Origin of the sequence: Permianibacter fluminis, assembly GCF_013179735.1 — a bacterium.
Classification (GTDB): Bacteria; Pseudomonadota; Gammaproteobacteria; order Enterobacterales; family Permianibacteraceae; genus Permianibacter; species Permianibacter fluminis.
This window is the reverse complement of record NZ_JABMEG010000001.1, coordinates 1,261,872-1,282,314: the sequence shown is the minus strand read 5'-3', so window position 1 is coordinate 1,282,314 and position 20,443 is coordinate 1,261,872. Positions and strand designations below refer to the sequence as shown.

Annotated in this window: 14 protein-coding genes; 5 read left to right on the top strand and 9 right to left on the bottom strand. The window is 59.9% G+C overall.

The features are described from left to right. Positions 1-32: 32 nt before the first annotated feature. Together glmM and folP are read right to left on the bottom strand one after the other, a co-directional pair. On the bottom strand, positions 33-1,367 hold the full coding sequence (gene glmM / locus HPT27_RS05640) for a phosphoglucosamine mutase (protein WP_172240157.1): 1,335 nt from the start codon (positions 1,365-1,367) through the stop codon (positions 33-35). Positions 1,368-1,594: 227 nt separating this feature from the next. Further along, positions 1,595-2,407, bottom strand: coding sequence for a dihydropteroate synthase (gene folP, locus HPT27_RS05635; RefSeq protein ID WP_172240154.1), 813 nt, complete (start codon positions 2,405-2,407; stop codon positions 1,595-1,597). A 187-nt stretch (positions 2,408-2,594) separates the two neighbouring features. Here folP and HPT27_RS05630 point away from each other — a divergent pair, with 187 nt between their 5' ends. Together HPT27_RS05630 and HPT27_RS19050 are read left to right on the top strand one after the other, a co-directional pair. Next, entirely contained in the window at positions 2,595-4,379 is a 1,785-nt protein-coding gene (locus HPT27_RS05630; protein ID WP_172240151.1) for a BamA/TamA family outer membrane protein, read from the top strand. A 157-nt stretch (positions 4,380-4,536) separates the two neighbouring features. After that, complete coding sequence (locus HPT27_RS19050; RefSeq protein ID WP_211197863.1) at positions 4,537-5,208, top strand: PEP-CTERM sorting domain-containing protein; 672 nt, start codon at positions 4,537-4,539, stop codon at positions 5,206-5,208. A 524-nt stretch (positions 5,209-5,732) separates the two neighbouring features. Here HPT27_RS19050 and ftsH read toward each other — a convergent pair. Then, entirely contained in the window at positions 5,733-7,652 is a 1,920-nt protein-coding gene (gene ftsH / locus HPT27_RS05620) for an ATP-dependent zinc metalloprotease FtsH (protein WP_172240148.1), read from the bottom strand. 53 nt (positions 7,653-7,705) lie between these two features. Beyond that, complete coding sequence (gene rlmE / locus HPT27_RS05615; RefSeq protein WP_172240145.1) at positions 7,706-8,335, bottom strand: 23S rRNA (uridine(2552)-2'-O)-methyltransferase RlmE; 630 nt, start codon at positions 8,333-8,335, stop codon at positions 7,706-7,708. A gap of 133 nt (positions 8,336-8,468) precedes the next feature. Between rlmE and yhbY the strand changes: the two genes are divergently transcribed. Then, positions 8,469-8,789 carry a ribosome assembly RNA-binding protein YhbY gene (gene yhbY, locus HPT27_RS05610; protein ID WP_172240142.1) on the top strand — a complete coding sequence of 107 codons (321 nt, stop codon included), beginning with the start codon at positions 8,469-8,471 and terminating at the stop codon, positions 8,787-8,789. 83 nt (positions 8,790-8,872) lie between these two features. On the opposite strand, the gene greA is transcribed toward yhbY, so the two are convergent. From greA to carA, 3 genes are all read right to left on the bottom strand, one after another. Continuing rightward, on the bottom strand, positions 8,873-9,349 hold the full coding sequence (gene greA / locus HPT27_RS05605) for a transcription elongation factor GreA (RefSeq protein WP_172240139.1): 477 nt from the start codon (positions 9,347-9,349) through the stop codon (positions 8,873-8,875). Between the two features lie 108 nt (positions 9,350-9,457). Further along, positions 9,458-12,679, bottom strand: coding sequence for a carbamoyl-phosphate synthase large subunit (gene carB, locus HPT27_RS05600; RefSeq protein ID WP_172240136.1), 3,222 nt, complete (start codon positions 12,677-12,679; stop codon positions 9,458-9,460). 103 nt (positions 12,680-12,782) lie between these two features. After that, complete coding sequence (gene carA, locus HPT27_RS05595) at positions 12,783-13,910, bottom strand: glutamine-hydrolyzing carbamoyl-phosphate synthase small subunit (RefSeq protein ID WP_172240133.1); 1,128 nt, start codon at positions 13,908-13,910, stop codon at positions 12,783-12,785. Positions 13,911-14,261: 351 nt separating this feature from the next. On the opposite strand from carA, the gene HPT27_RS05590 reads away from it, so the two are divergent. Continuing rightward, positions 14,262-14,996: a cupredoxin domain-containing protein gene (locus tag HPT27_RS05590; protein WP_172240130.1), complete on the top strand. Its 735-nt coding sequence runs from the start codon at positions 14,262-14,264 to the stop codon at positions 14,994-14,996. 60 nt (positions 14,997-15,056) lie between these two features. Here HPT27_RS05590 and selD read toward each other — a convergent pair whose 3' ends face one another. Beyond that, positions 15,057-16,103 carry a selenide, water dikinase SelD gene (gene selD / locus HPT27_RS05585; protein ID WP_172240127.1) on the bottom strand — a complete coding sequence of 349 codons (1,047 nt, stop codon included), beginning with the start codon at positions 16,101-16,103 and terminating at the stop codon, positions 15,057-15,059. A 20-nt stretch (positions 16,104-16,123) separates the two neighbouring features. Then, positions 16,124-16,867, bottom strand: coding sequence for an AraC family transcriptional regulator (locus HPT27_RS05580; RefSeq protein ID WP_172240124.1), 744 nt, complete (start codon positions 16,865-16,867; stop codon positions 16,124-16,126). A 323-nt stretch (positions 16,868-17,190) separates the two neighbouring features. On the opposite strand from HPT27_RS05580, the gene putA reads away from it, so the two are divergent. Then, positions 17,191-20,352 carry a bifunctional proline dehydrogenase/L-glutamate gamma-semialdehyde dehydrogenase PutA gene (gene putA, locus HPT27_RS05575; protein ID WP_172240121.1) on the top strand — a complete coding sequence of 1,054 codons (3,162 nt, stop codon included), beginning with the start codon at positions 17,191-17,193 and terminating at the stop codon, positions 20,350-20,352. Positions 20,353-20,443 lie beyond the last annotated feature (91 nt).

Genomic DNA, 20,443 nt, shown 5'->3' with positions numbered 1-20,443 from the left:
CACATTCAGCCTTTCTCATTCCGACTTACGTCTTACGCCTGTTTGACGGCCTCGGCAATCCGCTCGGCACAGCGCTTGACTTGAGCGCTGTCGCGGCCCTCGACCATGACCCGTATCAGTGGCTCGGTACCCGATGGCCGCAGCAGCACCCGGCCGCTGTCACCGAGTTCTTTTTCGACCGCGCTGACCGCCTGCTTGACCTGCTCAGCATCCATCGGTTTGCTGCCGGCTTTCAGCGGCACGTTGATCAAGGTCTGCGGGAATTTCTGCATACCGTGCTTCAGGTCGTGCAGGCTGACACCGTTCTGCACCATTGCTGACAAGACTTGCAACGCCGAAACGATGCCATCACCCGAGGTAGTCTTGTCCAGACAAACGATATGACCGGACGATTCGCCGCCAAGCAGCCAGTCTTTTTCCTGCATCAGCTCCAGCACGTAGCGGTCACCGACCTTGGCGCGAGCAAAACCGACACCCAGCTCTCGCAGCGCCACTTCCAGACCGAGATTGCTCATCACGGTACCGACCACGCCGCCGTGCAATTTGCCCCGGCGCAAGGCATCGCGACCGACAATGAACAGGATCTCGTCGCCATCGACCACTTCGCCTTTGTGGTCCACCATGATCAGGCGATCGCCGTCGCCGTCGAGTGCCACACCGACATCGGCGCCGCGTTCAACCACGGTTTTCGCCAGCAGCGCCGGCGCGGTTGCACCGACCTGATCGTTGATGTTGACACCGTTTGGCTCAACACCGATGGCAAACACCTCGGCGCCAAGTTCTTCCAACACCGCCGGCGCCACCTTGTAGGTGGCACCATGCGCGCAATCGACCACTACTTTGAGACCACGCAAGCTCAGGTTGTTGGCAACCGTGGCTTTGCAAAATTCAATGTAGCGACCGGTTGCTTCGCTGACCCGGCGGGCGCGACCGAGTTCGGCGGAACCCACCGTGGTCATCGGCTCTTCGATCATGGCTTCGATGCGCGCTTCGGTTTCATCCGGCAGCTTGAAACCATCGGCCGAGAAAAATTTGATGCCATTGTCGTAATAGGGATTGTGCGACGCCGAGATGACAATGCCGGCCTGCGCCCGCAGCGTGCGGGTCAGGTAGGCAATGGCCGGTGTCGGCATGGGCCCGAGCATGTGCGCTTCCACACCGGCCGCTGACAGACCGGCTTCCAGTGCCGCTTCAAACATGTAACCGGAAATCCGGGTGTCTTTGCCAATCAGCACTTTGCTGGCGCCGCCATTGGCAAACACCTTGCCCGCTGCCCAGCCGAGCTTCATGACAAATTCCGGATTGATCGGATGCTCACCGACCTTGCCGCGCACACCGTCCGTGCCAAAATACTTGCGCTTGCTCATGCTGTTTCCTTGTTTGCATCTGCGCTGTGTTGGCAGCGCGCGTTGTTCTGTAAACCTGTCGTTCTGTAGACCTGCAGCTCTGTAAGCCTGCTGTTCTGTAAAACCCGTAGTCCTGCTAAATCTCTAGTTCTGTTAAACGTGTTTTTCTATTCAGGGATGCCGGATGAAAAGACGGCATCAAAAAATATCGTCGCGGCAACGTTAGTCGCTGACAAAGCGTGTTCCGTTCAGGCCTGCACCATCGCCTGCCACAATTGCAGCGCTTGCTGCGTTTCCGCCACGTCGTGCACGCGCAGGATGCGAGCGCCCTGCTGGGCCGCCAGCAAGGCCAGCACCACGCTGCCGAGCTGACGCTTGTCGACGGCAACGCCGGTCAACTGGCCGATCAGCGATTTGCGCGACAAACCCGCCAGCACCGGATAACCCTGTGCGCACAGCGATGCCAGCTGTTGCAGCAGGCGCAAATTATGGCTGCTGGTTTTGCCAAAACCAAAGCCGGGGTCAAGACAGATGCGGGAGCGGTGCAAGCCGGCCTGCTCGCAAGCGGCCGCGCGCGCCAGCAGCCACTGCCGCACATCCGTCACCACATCCCGATAGTGCGGCTGCTGCTGCATCGTGCGCGGATCGCCCTGCATGTGCATCAGGCAGACGGCCGCATCGTATTCGATCGCCAGCGCCAATGCGCCCTGTTCCGTCAGCGCCCGAACATCATTGAGAATGGCAGCGCCGACCTGCAGTGCCGCACGCATCACGCCGGCCCGGCTGCTGTCGACCGAAACCACGGCACCGAGCGCGCACACCGCTTCGATGACCGGCAACACCCGATCGAGCTCCTGCTGTTCGCTGACCGGTGCGGCGCCGGGCCGGGTCGATTCGCCGCCGATATCGATGATCGTCGCGCCCGCCGCCAGCAGGGCTTCGGCATGTTGCCGCGCCGCATCCAGTTGCAGGTAGCGACCGCCATCGGAAAACGAATCCGGCGTGACATTCAGTATGCCCATCAGCACGGGCGGCCCCTCGACAGGCCAGGCGAAACGCATCGTGGTCGTGCCCTGCTTAAGTTTTCAGCAAGAATGGCTGGGCATTATCGCACTGTGCCGCCGTTGCCGCGACAGTGCGTAAACGGCCCGATATACTCAGTTCAGTGCCACTGCAGGGACGAACGGCCGGGGGTCGCCATTGTCGCAGTTTGACGCAAGGTTCAGCACCGCAGGTCGGGTTGTCGGATTGCTGCTGGCATTGCTGCCGGTACTGTCGGCTGGCCGCGCATTGGCCGAACCACCAGCTCCGGCCGCAGCAACCGACACCGTTATCGACGCGGCCGCACCGGCCGCTGAGGACAGTTCCGCCGAAGACAGCTCCACCGAAGAGAGCAATGCCGCTGTCGCGCCGCTGGATCCGCTGTTGCAACACCAGTGCGTCGTGCTGCCACCGGCCGGCGCCTCGCCGGAGCAACTGGCCGATTACGAACAACGCCAGCTGCCGATTGGCGAAATCAATATCGTTGTCGATCCCATCTTCGATCTGAACAATCCTGACGAAAACAACTGGCTGTTCGCGCTGGTCAATGATCTGCACATTCCGACCCACGATAAAGTGATCCGCGACGATTTACTGTTCGGCAGCGGCACCCTGTTCAGTGCCGATCAGATGGCTGAGTCAGAACGGGTGCTGCGGACGCGGCGCTACCTGCGCGATGCCAGCATCCATCCGGTCGGCGAATGCATCGACAAGGTGGATCTGGAAGTACGGGTCAAGGACGTCTGGACGCTGGTGCCCGACGTCGGCTTTTCCCGCAGCGGTGGCAACAACACCAGCCGGTTCGGCTTCCGCGACAGCAATTTCCTCGGCACCGGCACCGCGGTGCACGTGATCCGCGAACGCGATGCCGAACGCACCGGCACCGCGTTTGGTTATCGCGACCCCAATTTCGGCAATACCCACAGCGTGCTGAATCTCGAATACACCGACAACAGCGACGGCAAGAAGCATGAATTCGGCCTGTACCGACCGTTTTTTTCGCTGGAGACGCCGTGGGCCGGCGGCCTGACCACCTTGCGCGATCTGCGCAACGACAGCCTGTATTTCCGCGACGACAAAATTCAGAGTTTCGAACACGACGAAGAAAGCAACAGCCTGTTTGCCGGCTGGTCGCGCGGTCGCATTGATCACTTGACCGAACGCTGGCGCTTCGGCATCAATGATGAGCGCGACGATTTTGCCGCCAACGACGACACCGTGCCCGGAGCGCCGTTGCCGGAGAACCGCCTGTATCGCTACGGCTGGCTGGAATGGGAGCGGGTCAACGATGACTACGTCAAAGCCGTCAACATCAACCAGATGCGCCGGACCGAAGACATCAATCTCGGCTGGTCAACGACGCTGCGGCTGGGCCGCACCAGCTCGGCCCTCGGCTCGGTCGATCAGGGCTGGATTTACAGCGCCGCCGCTGAACGCTACTGGCTGATCCGCGACGATCAGGTGCTCTACCTCAGTGGCGACGTCAACGGCATTTATCAGGACCAGCCACTGCAGCAAGTCAGTCAGTTGCAGGCCCGCTATCACCTCGGCGATTTTGCCAGCCACCAGTTCTTTGCCGGCCTGCGCCTTGAGCACGGCCGCAACCTGTTTGTCGATCAGCCGTTGATGCTGGGCGGCGACAACGGACTGCGCGGGTATCCGTCGCATTATCAGGTCGGCGACCGGACCGCACTGCTGACGCTGGAAGAACGGTTTTATCTCTTCACCGAAGTGCTGTCGCTGTTTGACGTCGGCGCCGCCGTGTTCGCCGATGCCGGTCGGGCCTGGTATACCGACCGCGACAACGGCCTCAATGGTGGCTGGCTTTCCGATGTCGGCTTCGGTCTGCGGCTGACCCCGACCCGGACCGGCAATGAGCGCGCCGGCAAACAAACCGTGCTGCACCTGGATATCGCCACCCCGCTCGACCGTGACGACGACCCCAGCCTCGACAAGATTCAGTGGCTGGTGAAGGTTAAAGAAAGCTTCTAATCGCCACGTCGGCCAGCGTCAGAAAGATTTACGTTGGCGTGCGACCATGTTCCAAAGCAGTCGCATATCCCTCTGTTATGTAAGGAAATTCTTTGGTTGGAACGATTCCTGCTGGTCAGCAAGGGATTTTCCGTTTCCTTTGCTAGGAGGGCATTTCATGAAGCGCGCACTTTTTGCTGGTCTCACCCTGTTTGCAGCTGGCGCCAGCCAGGCCGATGTCATCGTTCTGAACTTTGAAGACATGCTGGCTTACGAAGGGGTTCAAGAGTTTTACAACGGCGGCACCGGCAGCATGGGTTCCACCACCGGTCAGGACTACAACATCAGTTTCAGCCCCAACGGCATCATTTGCATGGACTTGGACGTCCCGGGCGGTAACTGCAATAACGCCAATGAGCCGTCGCCGAGCAATGGTCTCATCTTCCTGGAAGGCAATGCCGCCACGATGAACGTGCTGGACGGTTTCACCACCGGCTTCTCGTTCTTCTACGCGTCTTACTTCAACGCTTCGGTGCAAGTCTGGTCGGGCCTTGACGGCACAGGTGACCTGCTGGCCGAAATCTTCCTGGCCGAAAACCTCAGCGGCGGCTGTGCGGGCGACCCGAACGGCAACTACTGCAACTGGACCGATATTGGCGTGCTGTTTGACGGCGTTGCCCATTCGGTCAATTTCGGTGGCTCGGCCAACTATGTCATTTTCGATGACATTACCTTGGGCTCAGGCTGTGCCGGTCGCGATTGCAACCCGGTTCCGGAACCGATGTCACTGGCGCTGCTGGGTAGCGGTCTTGCCCTGCTCGGTTTCCGCCGCCGCAAAGCCGTACGCTAAGCCTTACCGCAGTGCAAAAAAGGGCGCCAATAGGCGCCCTTTTTTTGTCCTGATTCCCGCACGTTGCTGTGTTAGCACCGGCAGCGCCGGTCAACGCCGCCTTCGCACACCGACATCGTCCTGTCGTTTACTGACAACCATTTGCGCACAACAAAAAGCGCGACTGATATCGAGCGCTCTATGTTCCTTAAACGACGCGAAATCAGCGCAAGCCGCACATCGGGACCGAACACATAGGCAAGCGCAGGTTAACGCGGTCAGCAAAGCGAAACCCGCTTCGATAACTGTCCCGTCAGTGTGCACTGAGCTCGTTTACGACTCGATGCCGCGACACCAATCTCCCGGGACGAGCTGACCAGCAACGGAGGGCGACAAACTGCAGGTTGAAGATCGTTCTTACCCGAACCTTGTACGGGACAGGCTCTGCGCCTGTCGAAGGGTAACGGCAGAGGATCGGCCACAACTTTCTCACCAGAAACAACAAAGGCGCCTACGGGCGCCTTTGTTGTTTGCACAATCGTGACTCAGTGAGCGGCTGCGGCATCGCCACCGACGTTGGCGGCCGACGGCGCGGTTTCGGCGGTTGCGGTTTTGCCACCACCGCTGCTGCGATCATTCCAGCCTTCCGGCGGTTGCGGCTCACGGCCCTTCATGATGTCGTCGATCTGCTTGGTATCCAGCGTTTCGTACTTCATCAGCGCGTCGGCCATGGCGTTGAGTTTGTCGAGGTTTTCGTTCAGCAACTTCTCGGCCAGCTGGTAATTGCGATCAATGATCGAGCGCACTTCTTCGTCAATGGCGCGGGCGGTCTGATCCGAGACACTCTTGTGCTGGGTGATCGAGCGACCGAGGAATACCTCGCCTTCGTCTTCGCTGTAAGACAGTGGCCCCATCCGTTGCGACAGGCCCCAATGAGTCACCATGTTGCGCGCAAGCTCGGTCGCCCGTTGGATGTCATTGGAGGCGCCCGTCGTGACGCCATCAAAACCATGGATGATGGCTTCGGCGATACGACCGCCAAACAGAATGGCAATGCGGCATTCCAGATACTGCTTGGAATAGGACAAACGGTCCTGCTCCGGCAGTTGCATTGTCACACCCAAAGCGCGACCGCGCGGAATGATGGTGACTTTGTAAACCGGATCCGAGTACGGCAGCAGATAGCCCAGAATGGCGTGACCGGCTTCGTGGAAAGCGGTGTTGCGCTTTTCTTCTTCGGTCATGACCATGCTGCGCCGCTCGGTGCCCATCATGATCTTGTCTTTGGCCGCTTCAAAAAAGCGCATCTTGACGACCCGCTCATTGGCGCGCGCCGCGAGCAGTGCCGCCTCGTTAACCAGGTTGGCCAGATCGGCACCGGAGAAACCCGGGGTACCGCGAGCAATGACCGCCGGCTCGACATCGTCAGCCACCGGCACTTTGCGCATATGCACTTTCAGAATCTGTTCGCGACCACGGATATCCGGCAAACCGACCACCACTTGCCGGTCGAACCGGCCCGGGCGCAACAGCGCCGGGTCCAGCACGTCCGGGCGGTTGGTCGCGGCGATAATGATCACGCCTTCGTTGCCTTCAAAACCATCCATCTCGACCAGCAGCTGGTTCAGCGTCTGTTCGCGCTCGTCGTGACCACCACCGAGACCGGCGCCGCGATGGCGACCGACTGCGTCGATTTCATCGATGAAAATAATACAGGGCGCATGCTTCTTGGCTTGATCAAACATGTCGCGCACGCGCGAGGCACCGACGCCGACGAACATCTCAACGAAATCAGAACCGGAAATAGTGAAGAACGGCACTTTCGCTTCGCCGGCAATGGCGCGGGCCAGCAGCGTTTTACCGGTACCCGGTTGGCCGACCATCAACACACCGCGCGGGATCTTGCCACCGAGCTTCTGGAACTTGCCCGGGTCGCGCAAAAACTCGACCAGTTCAGCCACTTCCTCTTTGGCTTCTTCGACGCCGGCAACATCGGCCAACGTGGTCTTGACCTGATCTTCACCGAGCAGGCGGGCCTTGCTCTTGCCGAAACTGAGCGCTCCACCTTTGCCACCGCCCTGCATCTGGCGCATGAAGAAAATCCAGACGCCAATCAGCAGCAGCACTGGCAGCACATTCATGAACAGGACAAACAGCCAGCTGGTTTTTTCCGGCGGGATGATGGCGACGCGGACATCGCTGTTGGAGAACTGCTCTTCCAGCTTGTCGGTATAGCGCGGCAGCTGGGTAACGAACTTGTCGCCACCCTTGTAGGTGCCTTCGGCTTCGAGCGAATCGACGTGGATCTGAACTTCCTGGACCTTGCCGGCACGAACATCACCGAGGAACTGGGAATACTCGACCGCCTGGACACTGCCGCGGCTGCCAGTGAAATTGTTGAACACCGACACCAGCACAATGGCAATCACCAGCCACAGCAGGACATTTTTGAACAGGTCGTTCAAGGGACTACTCCTTCTTGCTGACGCAGACAGGCGTCAGCGTATGGAAACTCAAACTAGCTCTTGGCCCCAGTATAGTGCCGTGCCAACACGAACACTTCACGAGAACGGTCACGAGATGCGTCAGGCTTGCGAATTTTGACGCTTTGGAATAAGCGCCGCAGTTCTACGATGTAGGCGTCCGAGCCTTCGCCCTGGAACATCTTGACCAGCAAATCACCGCCCGGTTTCAGCTGGCCCTTGGCGAACTCCAACGCCAGTTCCAGCAAATACATCGAGCGCGCCTGATCGACGACGGCCGTTCCACTCATATTGGGGGCCATGTCGGACAAAACAAGGTCGACCTTCTCGCCGTTGAGCCGTTTTTCCAGCTCGGCCAGCACCGCGTCTTCCCGGAAATCGCCTTCGATGAAATCGACGTCGGGCAGCGAGTCCATCGGCAGGATATCGAGCGCAATGATACGGCCCTTGCCATGCGTGCGGGTAAGTACATACTCACTCCAGCTACCTGGCGCTGCCCCAAGGTCTACGATCACCATGCCGGGCCGGATCAATTTGTCCTTCTGATCGATCTCCTGCAGCTTGAATACCGCGCGCGAGCGCCAACCTTCCTTTTGCGCCTGTTTGACGAACGGATCATCGAAGTGCCGTTGCAACCAACGGGTCGAACTCTTGCTGCGTGCCATACTCGGAGTACTCGTTTATTGAGCCGGCAAGACCGAACGCGGCTCGTGCAATCCACTGATGGGCGCTAGAATGGCGCCCCTTTATTTCCAACCGGGCTCATCAGCCCGGGTTAGCCGACTACCGGACTACGCCATGCCCACTCTTGCCAGTAACCAGGTTCGTCATCTGCGCGCGCTTGCCCACAGCCTGAAACCGGTGGTGATGCTCGGTCAGCATGGCCTGACTCCCGCCGTGCTGGCGGAAATCGAACTGGCCCTGGCGCATCACGAACTGATCAAGGTGAAGCTGGCCGGCGAAGACCGTGATGAGCGCCGCGCCATAGCCGAGCAGATCTGCGAACAAATGCAGGCAGCCAATGTCCAGATTCTCGGCCACAACCTGATCGCCTTCCGGGCCAAACCGAAAGACAGCAAGATTGTGCTGCCAAAAGCCAACAAACCGAAATTGGTCTGAAGCCATACGAATATTCGACTGCAGCGATAAGCTACTGCCCAGACAAAAACGCCGCGACATCGTCGCGGCGTTTTGCTTTCAGCTTACAGGTACTTCACCGCGACGATTTCGTATTCGATATCGCCACCCGGCGTCTTGACCACCACCACATCGCCTTCGAACTTGCCAACAAGGCCACGGGCGATCGGTGAACCAACACTGATCAGGTTGTTCTTGATGTCGGCCTCGTCTTCACCAACGATGCGATAGACCAGCTCATCACCGGTCTCGGTGTTGGCGAGCTCAACGGTGGCACCGAAAATGACCTTTCCTTCGTTGGTCAGCTTGCTGACATCGATCACCTGGGCATTGCTGAGCTTGGCTTCGATATCAGCGATGCGGCCTTCGATGAAACCCTGCTGTTCACGGGCAGCGTGATACTCGGCATTTTCTTTCAGGTCACCATGCGCGCGTGCTTCGGCAATCGCCGCAATCACTCGCGGCCGCGCCACGGTTTTCAGTTCGTTCAGCTCTTGATTCAAGGCTTCCGCACCGCGCGCCGTCATCGGTACACGACTCATTCCATCTCCTTTCTGCGCCGCCTTGTGCTGTTCCAGCAGATGGGCGGCGGCAAATATTGCATCCGGTTTGCAGGACATTCTCATGCGACATGTCCCAGGCAAACCACGTTAAGCCTTGATCCGGCGATGCAGCGACTGCACCGACTCGACCCGATCACGATCCTGCTCACGCAGCGCGGCACAGCTGGCATAGGCGCCGGCAATGGTGGTCGTGTACGGAATCTTCTTCTGCAGGGCCGAACGCCGGATCATGTACGAATCGGCGATCGCCTGTTTGCCTTCGGTCGTGTTGACGATGTAGGCAATCTCGCCGTTCTTGATCAGGTCGACAATATGTGGCCGACCTTCCGTCATCTTGTTCACCCGGGTGCACGGCACACCAGCTTTTTCCAGAATTGCCGCGGTGCCTTCGGTAGCATGCAGATGGAAACCAAGTGCCACCATCTGCCGACCGAGATCCGGCAGCTTGGCTTTGTCGGCATCGCGCACCGAGACAATCGCCTTGCCGCCGAGCGGCGCTTGCGCCGCGCACGCCAGCTTGGCTTTGTAATAGGCCTCGCCAAACGTTTGCCCGACGCCCATCGCTTCGCCAGTTGATTTCATCTCGGGGCCAAGAATCGGATCCGAACCAGGGAATTTGTTGAACGGGAAGACCGGCTCCTTGACCGCATAGAACGGCGGAATCACTTCCTTGGTCATGCCTTGCTGCACCAACGACTGGCCGGCCATGACCCGCGCAGCAATTTTTGCCAGCGGCAAGCCGGTCGCCTTCGACACGAACGGCACCGTGCGCGAAGCACGCGGATTCACTTCGAGCACGAAGATCTTGCCGTCCTGAATCGCGAACTGGGCATTCATCAAACCGACCACATCCAGCTCTTTCGCCATCCGGTGCATCTGCTCACGCAGCACATCCTGTTGGGCTTTCGACAAGGAATACGGCGGCAGTGAGCACGCCGAGTCGCCAGAGTGCACACCGGCCTGTTCGATGTGTTCCATTATGCCGCCAACCAACATGGTTTCGCCGTCATAGATGCAATCGACATCGACTTCGATCGCGTCATCGAGGAAGCGATCCAGCAGCACCGGCGAATCGTTCGACACTTTGACCGCGTGAGTCATGTAGCGGCGCAGTTCGTCGGCGTTGTAGACAATTTCCATCGCCCGGCCGCCGAGCACATAACTCGGCCGCACCACCAGCGGATAACCGATTTCATCGGCCAGCCGGACACCGTCTTCCAGATTGCGGGCGGTGCGGTTCGGCGGCTGATGCAAACCGAGCCGTTCAATGGCTTGTTGGAAACGCTCGCGATCTTCCGCGCGGTCAATGGCATCGGGCGAGGTGCCGATAATCGGCACGCCGTTGGCTTCGAGGGCGCGCGCCAATTTCAGCGGTGTTTGGCCACCGAACTGCACGATCACACCCTTCGGCTTTTCCTTGTCGACAATTTCAAGCACGTCTTCCAGCGTCACCGGCTCGAAGTACAGCCGATCGGACGTGTCGTAATCGGTCGACACGGTTTCCGGGTTACAGTTGACCATTATGGTCTCGTAGCCGTCTTCGCGCATCGCCAGCGCCGCATGCACGCAGCAGTAGTCAAATTCAATACCCTGACCAATCCGGTTCGGACCGCCGCCCAGCACCATGATCTTGTCACGGTTGCTCGGTTCGGCTTCGCATTCTTCTTCGTAGGTCGAGTACATGTAAGCGGTCGATGTGGCGAACTCGGCGGCGCAGGTGTCGACCCGCTTGTAAGCCGGACGAATGCCGAGTTTGTGCCGCACTTTGCGCAACTCGGTTTCGGTGACACCAAACAATTCCGACAACCGGATGTCCGAGAAGCCCTTGCGCTTGAGCTCGAACATTTCTTCCTTGCTGAGCGACGACAGCGCACGCTTGCTGACGTCGCTTTCCAGCTTCATCAGTTCTTCGATCTGGATCAGGAACCACGGATCGACATGGGTGAGCTTGAATACTTGATCCAAGGTCCAGCCTGCGCGGAAAGCATCGCCGACATACCAGATCCGGTCCGGACCCGGCACTTGCAGACGCTGGCGGATTTCATCCTGAGCGGCTGGATCTTTCAGATTTACCTTCGGATCAAAGCCGTGCGCACCGACTTCCAGACCGCGCAGCGCCTTCTGCACCGACTCCTGGAACGAGCGACCGATCGCCATCACTTCACCGACCGACTTCATCTGGGTGGTCAAGGTCGCTTCGGTCTGCGGGAATTTTTCAAAATTGAAGCGCGGGATCTTGGTGACCACGTAATCGATTGACGGTTCGAACGAGGCTGGCGTCGCACCACCGGTGATATCGTTCTTCAGTTCGTCGAGCGTGTAGCCAATGGCCAGCTTGGCAGCGACTTTGGCGATCGGGAAGCCGGTCGCTTTCGAGGCCAGTGCCGACGAGCGCGACACCCGCGGATTCATTTCGATGATGACCATGCGGCCGTCTTTCGGATTGACACCGAACTGCACGTTCGAACCGCCGGTTTCAACACCGATTTCGCGCAGCACCTTCATCGAGGCATTGCGCATGATTTGATATTCTTTGTCGGTCAGCGTCTGGGCCGGCGCCACGGTAATCGAGTCACCGGTGTGCACGCCCATGGCATCGAAGTTTTCGATCGAGCAGACGATGATGCAGTTGTCGGCTTTGTCGCGGACCACTTCCATCTCGTACTCTTTCCAGCCGATCAGCGATTCGTCGATCAGCAGTTCCTTGGTCGGCGACAGATCCAGACCGCGGTTGCAAATTTCCTCGAACTCTTCCTTGTTGTAAGCGATACCGCCGCCGGTGCCACCCATCGTGAAGCTCGGCCGAATGATGCACGGGAAGCCAACCTTGGCCTGCACCGCCCAGGCTTCTTCCATGCTGTGCGCGACATCGGCACGCGGCATGTCCAGACCAATCTTGCGCATGGCCTGCGCGAACAGCTGCCGGTCTTCCGCTTTCTTGATGGCTTCTTCGCGGGCGCCGATCATTTCAACGCCGAATTTTTCCAGCACGCCGTTGCGCGCCAGATCCAGCGCGCAATTCAGCGCGGTCTGTCCGCCCATGGTCGGCAGCAGTGCATCCGGCTTTTCTTTTTCGATGATGCGGGCGACGATTTCCGGGGTGATCGGCTCGATGTAAATCGCATCGGCCATGTTCGGATCGGTCATGATCGTGGCCGGATTCGAGTTGACCAGAATGACCCGGAAGCCTTCTTCCTTCAGCGCCTTGCAGGCTTGCGCGCCGGAGTAGTCGAACTCGCAGGCCTGACCGATCACGATCGGACCGGCGCCGATGATCAGGATGCTTTTTATGTCTGTGCGCTTGGGCATTGCGTTACCGTTTTGCGTGTAGGGTGCGCCGTGCGCACCAAGTTCAATTCGTTGATGCCGCGTCGGCACCGCGTTCATCGGTGCGCGACGCGCACCGTGCCCGTTATTTCCGTTTCGTCATCATGTCGATGAATTGATCAAACAGCGGCGCGACATCGTGCGGACCGGGGCTGGCTTCCGGGTGGCCCTGGAAGCTGTAGGCCGGCACGTCGGTGCGGGCGATACCCTGCAGCGAACCATCGAACAGCGATTTATGCGTAACCCGCAGGGTCTTCGGCAGCGTCGCTTCGTCAGCGGCGAAACCATGGTTCTGGCTGGTGATCATCACGGTGCCTTTGTCCATGTCCTTGACCGGATGGTTGGCGCCGTGGTGACCGAACTTCATCTTGACGGTTTTGGCGCCGCTGGCCAGCGCCAGCAGTTGATGACCGAGACAGATACCGAAAATCGGAATGCCGGTTTTGAGCAGCTCGCTGATCGCGGTGATGGCGTAATCGCAGGCAGCCGGATCGCCGGGGCCGTTCGACAGGAAGATACCGTCCGGCTTGTATTTGAGCACTTCACTCGCAGGCGTTTGCGCCGGCACCACGGTCAGCTTGCAGCCGCGCTCGGCCAGCATGCGCAGGATGTTGTGTTTGACGCCGTAGTCGTAGGCGACGACGTGGAATTTTTGGTCGCTGACGCTGTGGTAGCCGCGGTTCCAGGCCCATTCGCCGGTGTTCCACTCGTAGGCTTTCGTGCAGCTGACTTCTTTCGCCAGATCCATGCCGTTCAAACCGGCAAAGCCGCGCGCCAGCTCCAGCGCTTTGGCTTCATCGATGTTGTCACCGGCGACGATGCAGCCATTCAGCGCGCCCTTGGTCCGCAGCAGCTTGGTCAAGCGGCGGGTGTCGATATCGGCGATACCGACCACGTTGCGCTTTTTCAGGTAGCTGCCAAGGTCCTCTTCCATGCGGTAGTTCGAGGCCAGCCGTGGCAAGTCGCGAATGATGAGGCCAGCGGCCCAGACTTGATCCGATTCGGCGTCTTCGGCATTGCAGCCGGTATTGCCGATGTGCGGGTAAGTCAGGGTGACGTGCTGTTTGGTATAGGACGGGTCGGTCAGGATTTCCTGATAGCCGGTCATCGCGGTGTTGAACACCACTTCGCCGACCGATGCGCCATGGGCGCCGATGCTGACTCCGCGGAACAGGCTGCCGTCTTCGAGGGCGAGGAGAGCGGGCGTAGACAAAATACCTCCGGGCGACAGGCGTGCAACTAGCGCCGAAGCCTGCCGAAGCGGGCACCGGAGCTATTTACGGGGGGTGGATAAAATCGCTGGGATTCTACGCGAGGACCGCTCGGCTGTCCACGTTGCCGGCGCTTGGGATTAGCACGGCCCTGGCCTATGGAAAAACACATAAGCCCTTTTCTTTCAACAGGTTACTGGTCGCCTCAAGGCCGTTGCAGACACCGGCGGCAAAGACTGCGCCGGCCGACACCTGACGGGTTGACCCAAGCCCGGGTTGCCGACGTATATTGCAGGCAGTCGGGCATCGGTTCGCTGGGCGAACAGCGGCGGCGCAAGCAGACAGGAGTGGTTATGGGCAAGGGATGGGCTTTGAACGGGCTGGCAACGCTGGCTCGGCTGCTGTTGATCGGCGCAGTGTTGAGTGGCGCACTGGTGAACCGCGCCAACGCCGACTTGATCACCGGCGAACTCAGTTTCGATGGCACCCCGCCGACGGCGGCGGTGCTGTTTGTCCGCAACCCGGACGCCAGCATCAATCAATTGCAAATTGATCAGAAAGATCGCCAGTTCAGCCAGTTCATGAACGCCGGCTCGACCGGTGCCGTCATCACCTTTCACAACTCCGACAGCGCCCGCCACAACCTGTACGCCAACAGCTACAGCACCGGCACCCGGTTCGATGTCGGCCTGATCCCGCCTGGCAAAAGCGTCACGCTCAACGTCAGCTGGCCGGAAGACAGCATCGTGCGGGTAGGCTGCGCCATTCACACCCATATGGAAACCTATGTCGCCAATATCCGCTCGGCACATTATCAGGTGCTGCCATTCAAACGCTGGGAAGCCAAACGCAGTGGCAGCCTCGATGATTACGATGCCAGCGCGCCGTCCAGCGATGAGTTTGAAGAGAAAATCAGTAACGAACTCAGTATCAAGCTGCGTTCGGTACCGACCGAGCTGACCCACCTGACGCTGCTGGTGCCGTATTTCGCGCCGCTCAATTTTGATCTGGCGCATGGCGAAAGCAAAACGCTGGACGTGATGCGTGACGGCGTCAAGCGCGGAACCTTGACCATCAAGCGAAGCTGATTGGGTCGCTGTGCAAAAAAAAAAGCCACCAATCGGTGGCTTTTTCTTTTTCCGTGATCGTCAGGCCAACACGTCAACGCCGGCATCGCCCGCTTGCACCCGGCCAATAATGGCCGCGTCGACAAATCCCTGCTGGCGGAACAGCGCCAGCACCGACTCGGCGACGGTCGGCGCACAGGCCAGCAACAATCCACCACTGGTCTGCGGATCGGTCAACAGTGCCCGCTGCCAGTTCTCACCGCCGGCAAACAGCTGAACGTGCTCGCCGTAGCCCTGCCAATTGCGCTCAGACGCACCGGTGATGAAGCCTTGCTGCGCAAGCGCAGCCGCAGCCGGCAGCAATGGCACCTGCGACAAATTGATCTGCAAACGCTGCTTGGCGCCACGGGCCATTTCCCAGCCATGACCGAGCAAGCCAAAACCGGTGACATCGGTCATGGCATGAACATCGGCCATACTGGCCAGCGCCGTACCGACGGTGTTCAGCTGGGTGGTGCTGGCCAGCATGGCCGCGTAGCCGGCAGCATCGAGCGCGCCTTTTTTCAACGCCGCCGAATACACGCCAACGCCGAGCGGTTTGCCCAGTATCAGCACGTCGCCAGCTTGCGCCGTATCGTTGCGCTTGAGCTGGTTCGGCTGCACAACGCCAATACCGACCAAGCCATAAATCGGTTCCGGCGCATCAATCGAATGACCACCGGCAATCGGAATGCCGGCGGCTTTGCAGACCTCTTCGCCACCACGCAAAATCTCGCGGATCACGGTCGCCGGCAATTTGTTGATCGGCATGCCAACAATGGCCAGCGCAAACAGCGGCGTGCCGCCCATCGCGTAAATATCGGACAAGGCATTGGTCGCGGCAATGCGACCAAAATCGTACGGGTCGTCGACAATCGGTAGAAAGAAATCGGTGGTCGCGACAATGGCCTGACTGTTATTGAGTTGGTAGACCGCGGCATCGTCGCTGTTTTCAACACCGACCAGCAGTTGCGGCACCACCTGTTTGACAATCGAATCACCCAGAATCTGCTGCAGCAAACCGGGGGCAATCTTGCAACCGCAGCCGCCGCCATGGGCGTATTGGGTGAGCCGGACGGGTTCAGTCATGGTGAGGCTCCTCGTCTGGTTCAACGTGCCGACAGCGAGCGAAACTCGCTCGGCGTCAACCCAGTCACCTGCTTGAATTGGCGCGAGAACGCCGCGTGATCATACCAACCGCAATTAACGGCGATTTGGCCAAGCGGCGTCTCGGTTTCCATCAATGCTTGCAGCGCGGCATCGATGCGGGTCTTGGTGATGAACTGGGCGCTGGATATATGAAACACCCGCTTCATTCGCCGCTCGAACTGCGGCACCGACAGCTTGGCCATTTTCGCCAGCGTTTCCACCCGCAGGCTTTCATCGTAATGCGCCTGGATGAAATCGACCGCCGCGGCAAACGCTTCGTCGATCAACCCGGCCCGGCTCGGGTCGACCAAATCTTTCGACAACGTGGCGATACCGATGATCTTGCCCTTGCCATCCTTCAGCGCCACCTTGTTTGACAGGCACCAGCCGGCGCTGCCGTTGGCGTAGCGAATCAGATCCAGGCTGTCGACGATCGGCATGCCGGTGCGCAGCAACTTTTCGTCTTGCGCTTCATAGCGCGCGGCCATATGGGCCGGGAACAGATCGCGGGCGGTGCGGCCGAGCGCCTCGGATTTGTGCTTGAGTCCGCAGCGTTTGACCCAGGCCTCGTTGACCGCCAGGTACTTGCCGTCGCGGCGCTTCAGCGCGAACACCAGATCCGGGATCGGATCGAACAGCGCCTCGATATAGCCGGGGTTGGCGACCGTGGCAAAAAACGCGGCGATGTCATCGGCATGGGCCATGGCGAACTTCTACCCGTCGGATGGGATGAGCGTGCAAGGCAAGCATTGTCGCCGCTGGCCAGCTGGAGTGCCAGCGCGCCGCCGTTGCCTACAGGGCCCAGCCGGCTTTTGTAGCCCGCCCTCGCCCCGGCCATTGCCGGCATACAAGTCAGCCCGTGCCACAACCGGGACAATAGCGCCCGTTCGAATCGCGGTTGGTCCGGCCTGCGTTGCGCAGCAATTCGGCTGGCACCGACCATACTTGGCGGGTTTCCTTTCTGCTGAACAGGTTGCTGTTCTGCCGAAAGGAACGCCCCACCCGCCTGCCGTTACCGGAGGTTTGCATGTTCCCCGCCCGTCGCGCCCTTGACCCGGAATTCCGGGAGCTGGCGCTGGATCAGTGGCGTGAGCTCATCACGCGCAATTACAACGTCGACGAATCGAGCTATCTCGAAGAGTTGCTCGGCCTGCTCAGTCTCAGCGATGCCGAGATTGAAACGGTCACCGCTGATGCCACCCGCTTTGTCGAGAACGTCCGCGAGCGCAACCGCGACAAGCAGGGCGTCGAAGCGTTTCTGCAGCAGTATTCCTTGAGCACGCAGGAAGGCGTGATCCTGATGTGTCTCGCCGAAGCCTTGCTGCGCATTCCCGATGCCGAAGTCGCCAACAAACTGATCGCCGACAAGCTGCGCACCGCCGACTGGGACAAACACGTCGGCCAGAGCGAATCGCTGCTGGTCAACATGTCGACCTGGGGCCTGATGCTGACCGGCAAAGTGATGACGCTCGGCAGCGAAGAAGACGGCCGACCGTCGCACCTGCTGAACCGCTTGATCCAGCGCTGCGGCGAACCGATCGTCCGGCAGGCGCTGAACCAGGCCATGAAGCAAATGGGCTCGCAGTTTGTGCTCGGCCGCACCATCGATGAAGCACTGGACCGCGCCGCCAAGGATCAATCACGCGGCTATACCCATTCCTTCGACATGCTCGGCGAAGCGGCGTTTACCGCCGAAGATGCGGTCCGCTACAAGGCCTCCTATGCCGCAGCGATTCGCGCCATCGGCGGCGCGCCAAAACCGGAACGCGTTCCGCCGGCCAGCATCTCGATCAAGCTTTCAGCACTGCATCCGCGTTACGAAGTGGCCAAGCGCGAGCGCGTACTGAAGGAATTGACCGCAACGCTGATCGATCTGGCTCGCGAAGCGCGCGAACGCAATGTGTTCATCACCATCGACGCCGAAGAAGCCGATCGGCTGGAGCTGTCGCTGGAACTTATCGAGCGCGTGCTGCGTTCGGACGTTTGCCAGGGCTGGAACGGTTTCGGTCTGGTCGTGCAAGCCTATTCCAAGCGTGCGCTACCGGTGCTCGGTTACCTGAACCAGCTGGCGAAAGAGCTGAAGCGGGTCATTCCGCTGCGCCTCGTCAAAGGCGCGTACTGGGACAGCGAGATCAAGTGGTCGCAAATCGCTGGCCTCAAAAGCTATCCGGTTTACACCCGCAAGTCGGCGACCGATGTGTCTTATCTCGCCTGCGCTAAATATTTGCTGAACCAACAAGGCACGTTTTTCGCCCAGTTTGCGACCCACAACGCGCAGACGGTGAAGAGCATCCTGAACATGGCCGGCAGCCGGCGCGATTTCGAATTCCAGCGTCTGCACGGCATGGGCGAAGCGCTGTACGACGCGCTGATCGCCGAACATCCGGATCTGTACTGCCGCGTCTACGCACCGGTCGGCGCGCACAAAGATCTGCTGCCCTATCTGGTTCGTCGGTTGCTGGAAAACGGTGCCAACACCTCGTTCGTGCACCAGCTGGTCGATGAAGACACCCCGGCTGCACTGCTGGTCACCCATCCGGTTCGCAAACTGAAATCCTTCCCGACGCTGCACAACGCCCGCATCGCGCTGCCGCCGCAACTTTTCGGAGCCACTCGCATGAATTCCGCCGGTACCAACCTGAACATCCGCGCTGAACTGGAACCTTTCGTCGCCGGCGTGCACGCCTACAAAGGCAGCCAGTGGCACGCCACGCCGATCATCAACGGCGAACTGATCGTCGGCGCCAAAAAAGAATGCTACAACCCGGCTCGCATCACCGAAGTCATCGGCAGTGTCACCCGGGTCAATCGCGATCAAGCGGAACGCGCACTGGAAATCGCCTACAGCGCCCAACCGGGCTGGAACGCGACCCCAGCCGATCGCCGCGCTACTGTGCTGGAAAAAGCCGCCGATCTGTTTGAATCGCACAAGCACGAACTGATCGCCATCTGCACCCGCGAAGGCGGCAAGACGCTGCAGGACGGCATTGATGAAGTGCGCGAAGCGGTCGACTTCCTGCGTTACTACGCCGAACGCGCCCGCATCGATTTCGGCAAGCCGGTGGCGCTGCCGGGACCCACTGGCGAACGCAACGAACTGCATCTCGACGGCCGCGGCGTATTCGCCTGCATCGCCCCGTGGAATTTCCCGCTGGCGATCTTCACCGGGCAAGTGGCGGCCGCGCTCGCCGCTGGCAACAGCGTGCTGGCAAAGCCGGCCGGGCAAACGCCGCTGATCGCATTCCGCGCCGTGCAATTGTTGCTACAGGCCGGCGTACCGGCTGATGTGCTGCATTTCCTGCCGGGCTCGGGCGCTGAACTCGCACCGGTGCTGACCGAAGATCCGCGCATCGCTGGTGTTGCGTTTACCGGCTCGACCGAAACCGCGTTCCAGATCAACCGCGCACTGGCTGCTCGTCACGCGCCAATCGCGTCGCTGATCGCCGAAACCGGTGGCCAGAACGCGATGATCGTCGATTCGTCGGCGTTGCCGGAACAAGTGGTTGCCGACGTGATCCGTTCGGCGTTCACCTCCGCTGGCCAGCGCTGCTCGGCCATGCGTGTGCTGTATGTGCAGAATGAAGTAGCTGACCGCATCATCGAAGTGCTGCACGGCGCCATGGCCGAACTGAAACTCGGTGACCCGATGGACCCGAGCACCGATATCGGCCCGGTGATTGATGCCGCCGCAAAACGGGATCTGGAAAATCATATTTCGCAAATGCGTGCCAGCAAGAAGTTCCTTGCTGAAGGCAAGCTGCCGGCCAATGCCAGCGACGGTCATTTCCTCGCGCCAGTCGCGTTCGAGATCGGCAGCATCCACGATCTGAAGCAGGAAAACTTCGGCCCAATCGCGCACATCGTCCGCTACAGCAGCGACGATCTCGACAAGGTCATCGACGACATCAACCGCTACGGTTACGGCCTGACGCTCGGCATCCACACCCGCAACGAAGCAACCGCCGCGCACATCGCCAAGCGCGCCCGCGTTGGCAACGTCTACATCAACCGCAACATGATCGGCGCGGTCGTTGGCGTGCAACCGTTCGGCGGTCAAGGCATGTCCGGCACCGGCCCGAAAGCCGGCGGCCCACACTACCTGCACCGCTTCGCCACCGAACGCACGGTGTCGAACAACATCGCGGCGGTGGGCGGCAACGCCACGCTGCTGAGCCTCGGCGACGCGTAATCAGCAAGGTAACAAAAACGGGGAGCACAGCTCCCCGTTTTCATTTCCGGAGTGGTCGACGACCACACCAGTTCCGGCGATACTGGACCCA

Coding starts and splice junctions, on each gene's coding strand:
- glmM (WP_172240157.1), bottom strand. CDS start 1,367: ATGAGCAAGCGCAAGTATTTTGGCACGGACGGTGTGCGCGGCAAGGTC.
- folP (WP_172240154.1), bottom strand. CDS start 2,407: ATGCGTTTCGCCTGGCCTGTCGAGGGGCCGCCCGTGCTGATGGGCATA.
- HPT27_RS19050 (WP_211197863.1), top strand. CDS start 4,537: ATGAAGCGCGCACTTTTTGCTGGTCTCACCCTGTTTGCAGCTGGCGCC.
- rlmE (WP_172240145.1), bottom strand. CDS start 8,335: ATGGCACGCAGCAAGAGTTCGACCCGTTGGTTGCAACGGCACTTCGAT.
- yhbY (WP_172240142.1), top strand. CDS start 8,469: ATGCCCACTCTTGCCAGTAACCAGGTTCGTCATCTGCGCGCGCTTGCC.
- greA (WP_172240139.1), bottom strand. CDS start 9,349: ATGAGTCGTGTACCGATGACGGCGCGCGGTGCGGAAGCCTTGAATCAA.
- carB (WP_172240136.1), bottom strand. CDS start 12,679: ATGCCCAAGCGCACAGACATAAAAAGCATCCTGATCATCGGCGCCGGT.
- HPT27_RS05590 (WP_172240130.1), top strand. CDS start 14,262: ATGGGCAAGGGATGGGCTTTGAACGGGCTGGCAACGCTGGCTCGGCTG.
- selD (WP_172240127.1), bottom strand. CDS start 16,103: ATGACTGAACCCGTCCGGCTCACCCAATACGCCCATGGCGGCGGCTGC.
- HPT27_RS05580 (WP_172240124.1), bottom strand. CDS start 16,867: ATGGCCCATGCCGATGACATCGCCGCGTTTTTTGCCACGGTCGCCAAC.
- putA (WP_172240121.1), top strand. CDS start 17,191: ATGTTCCCCGCCCGTCGCGCCCTTGACCCGGAATTCCGGGAGCTGGCG.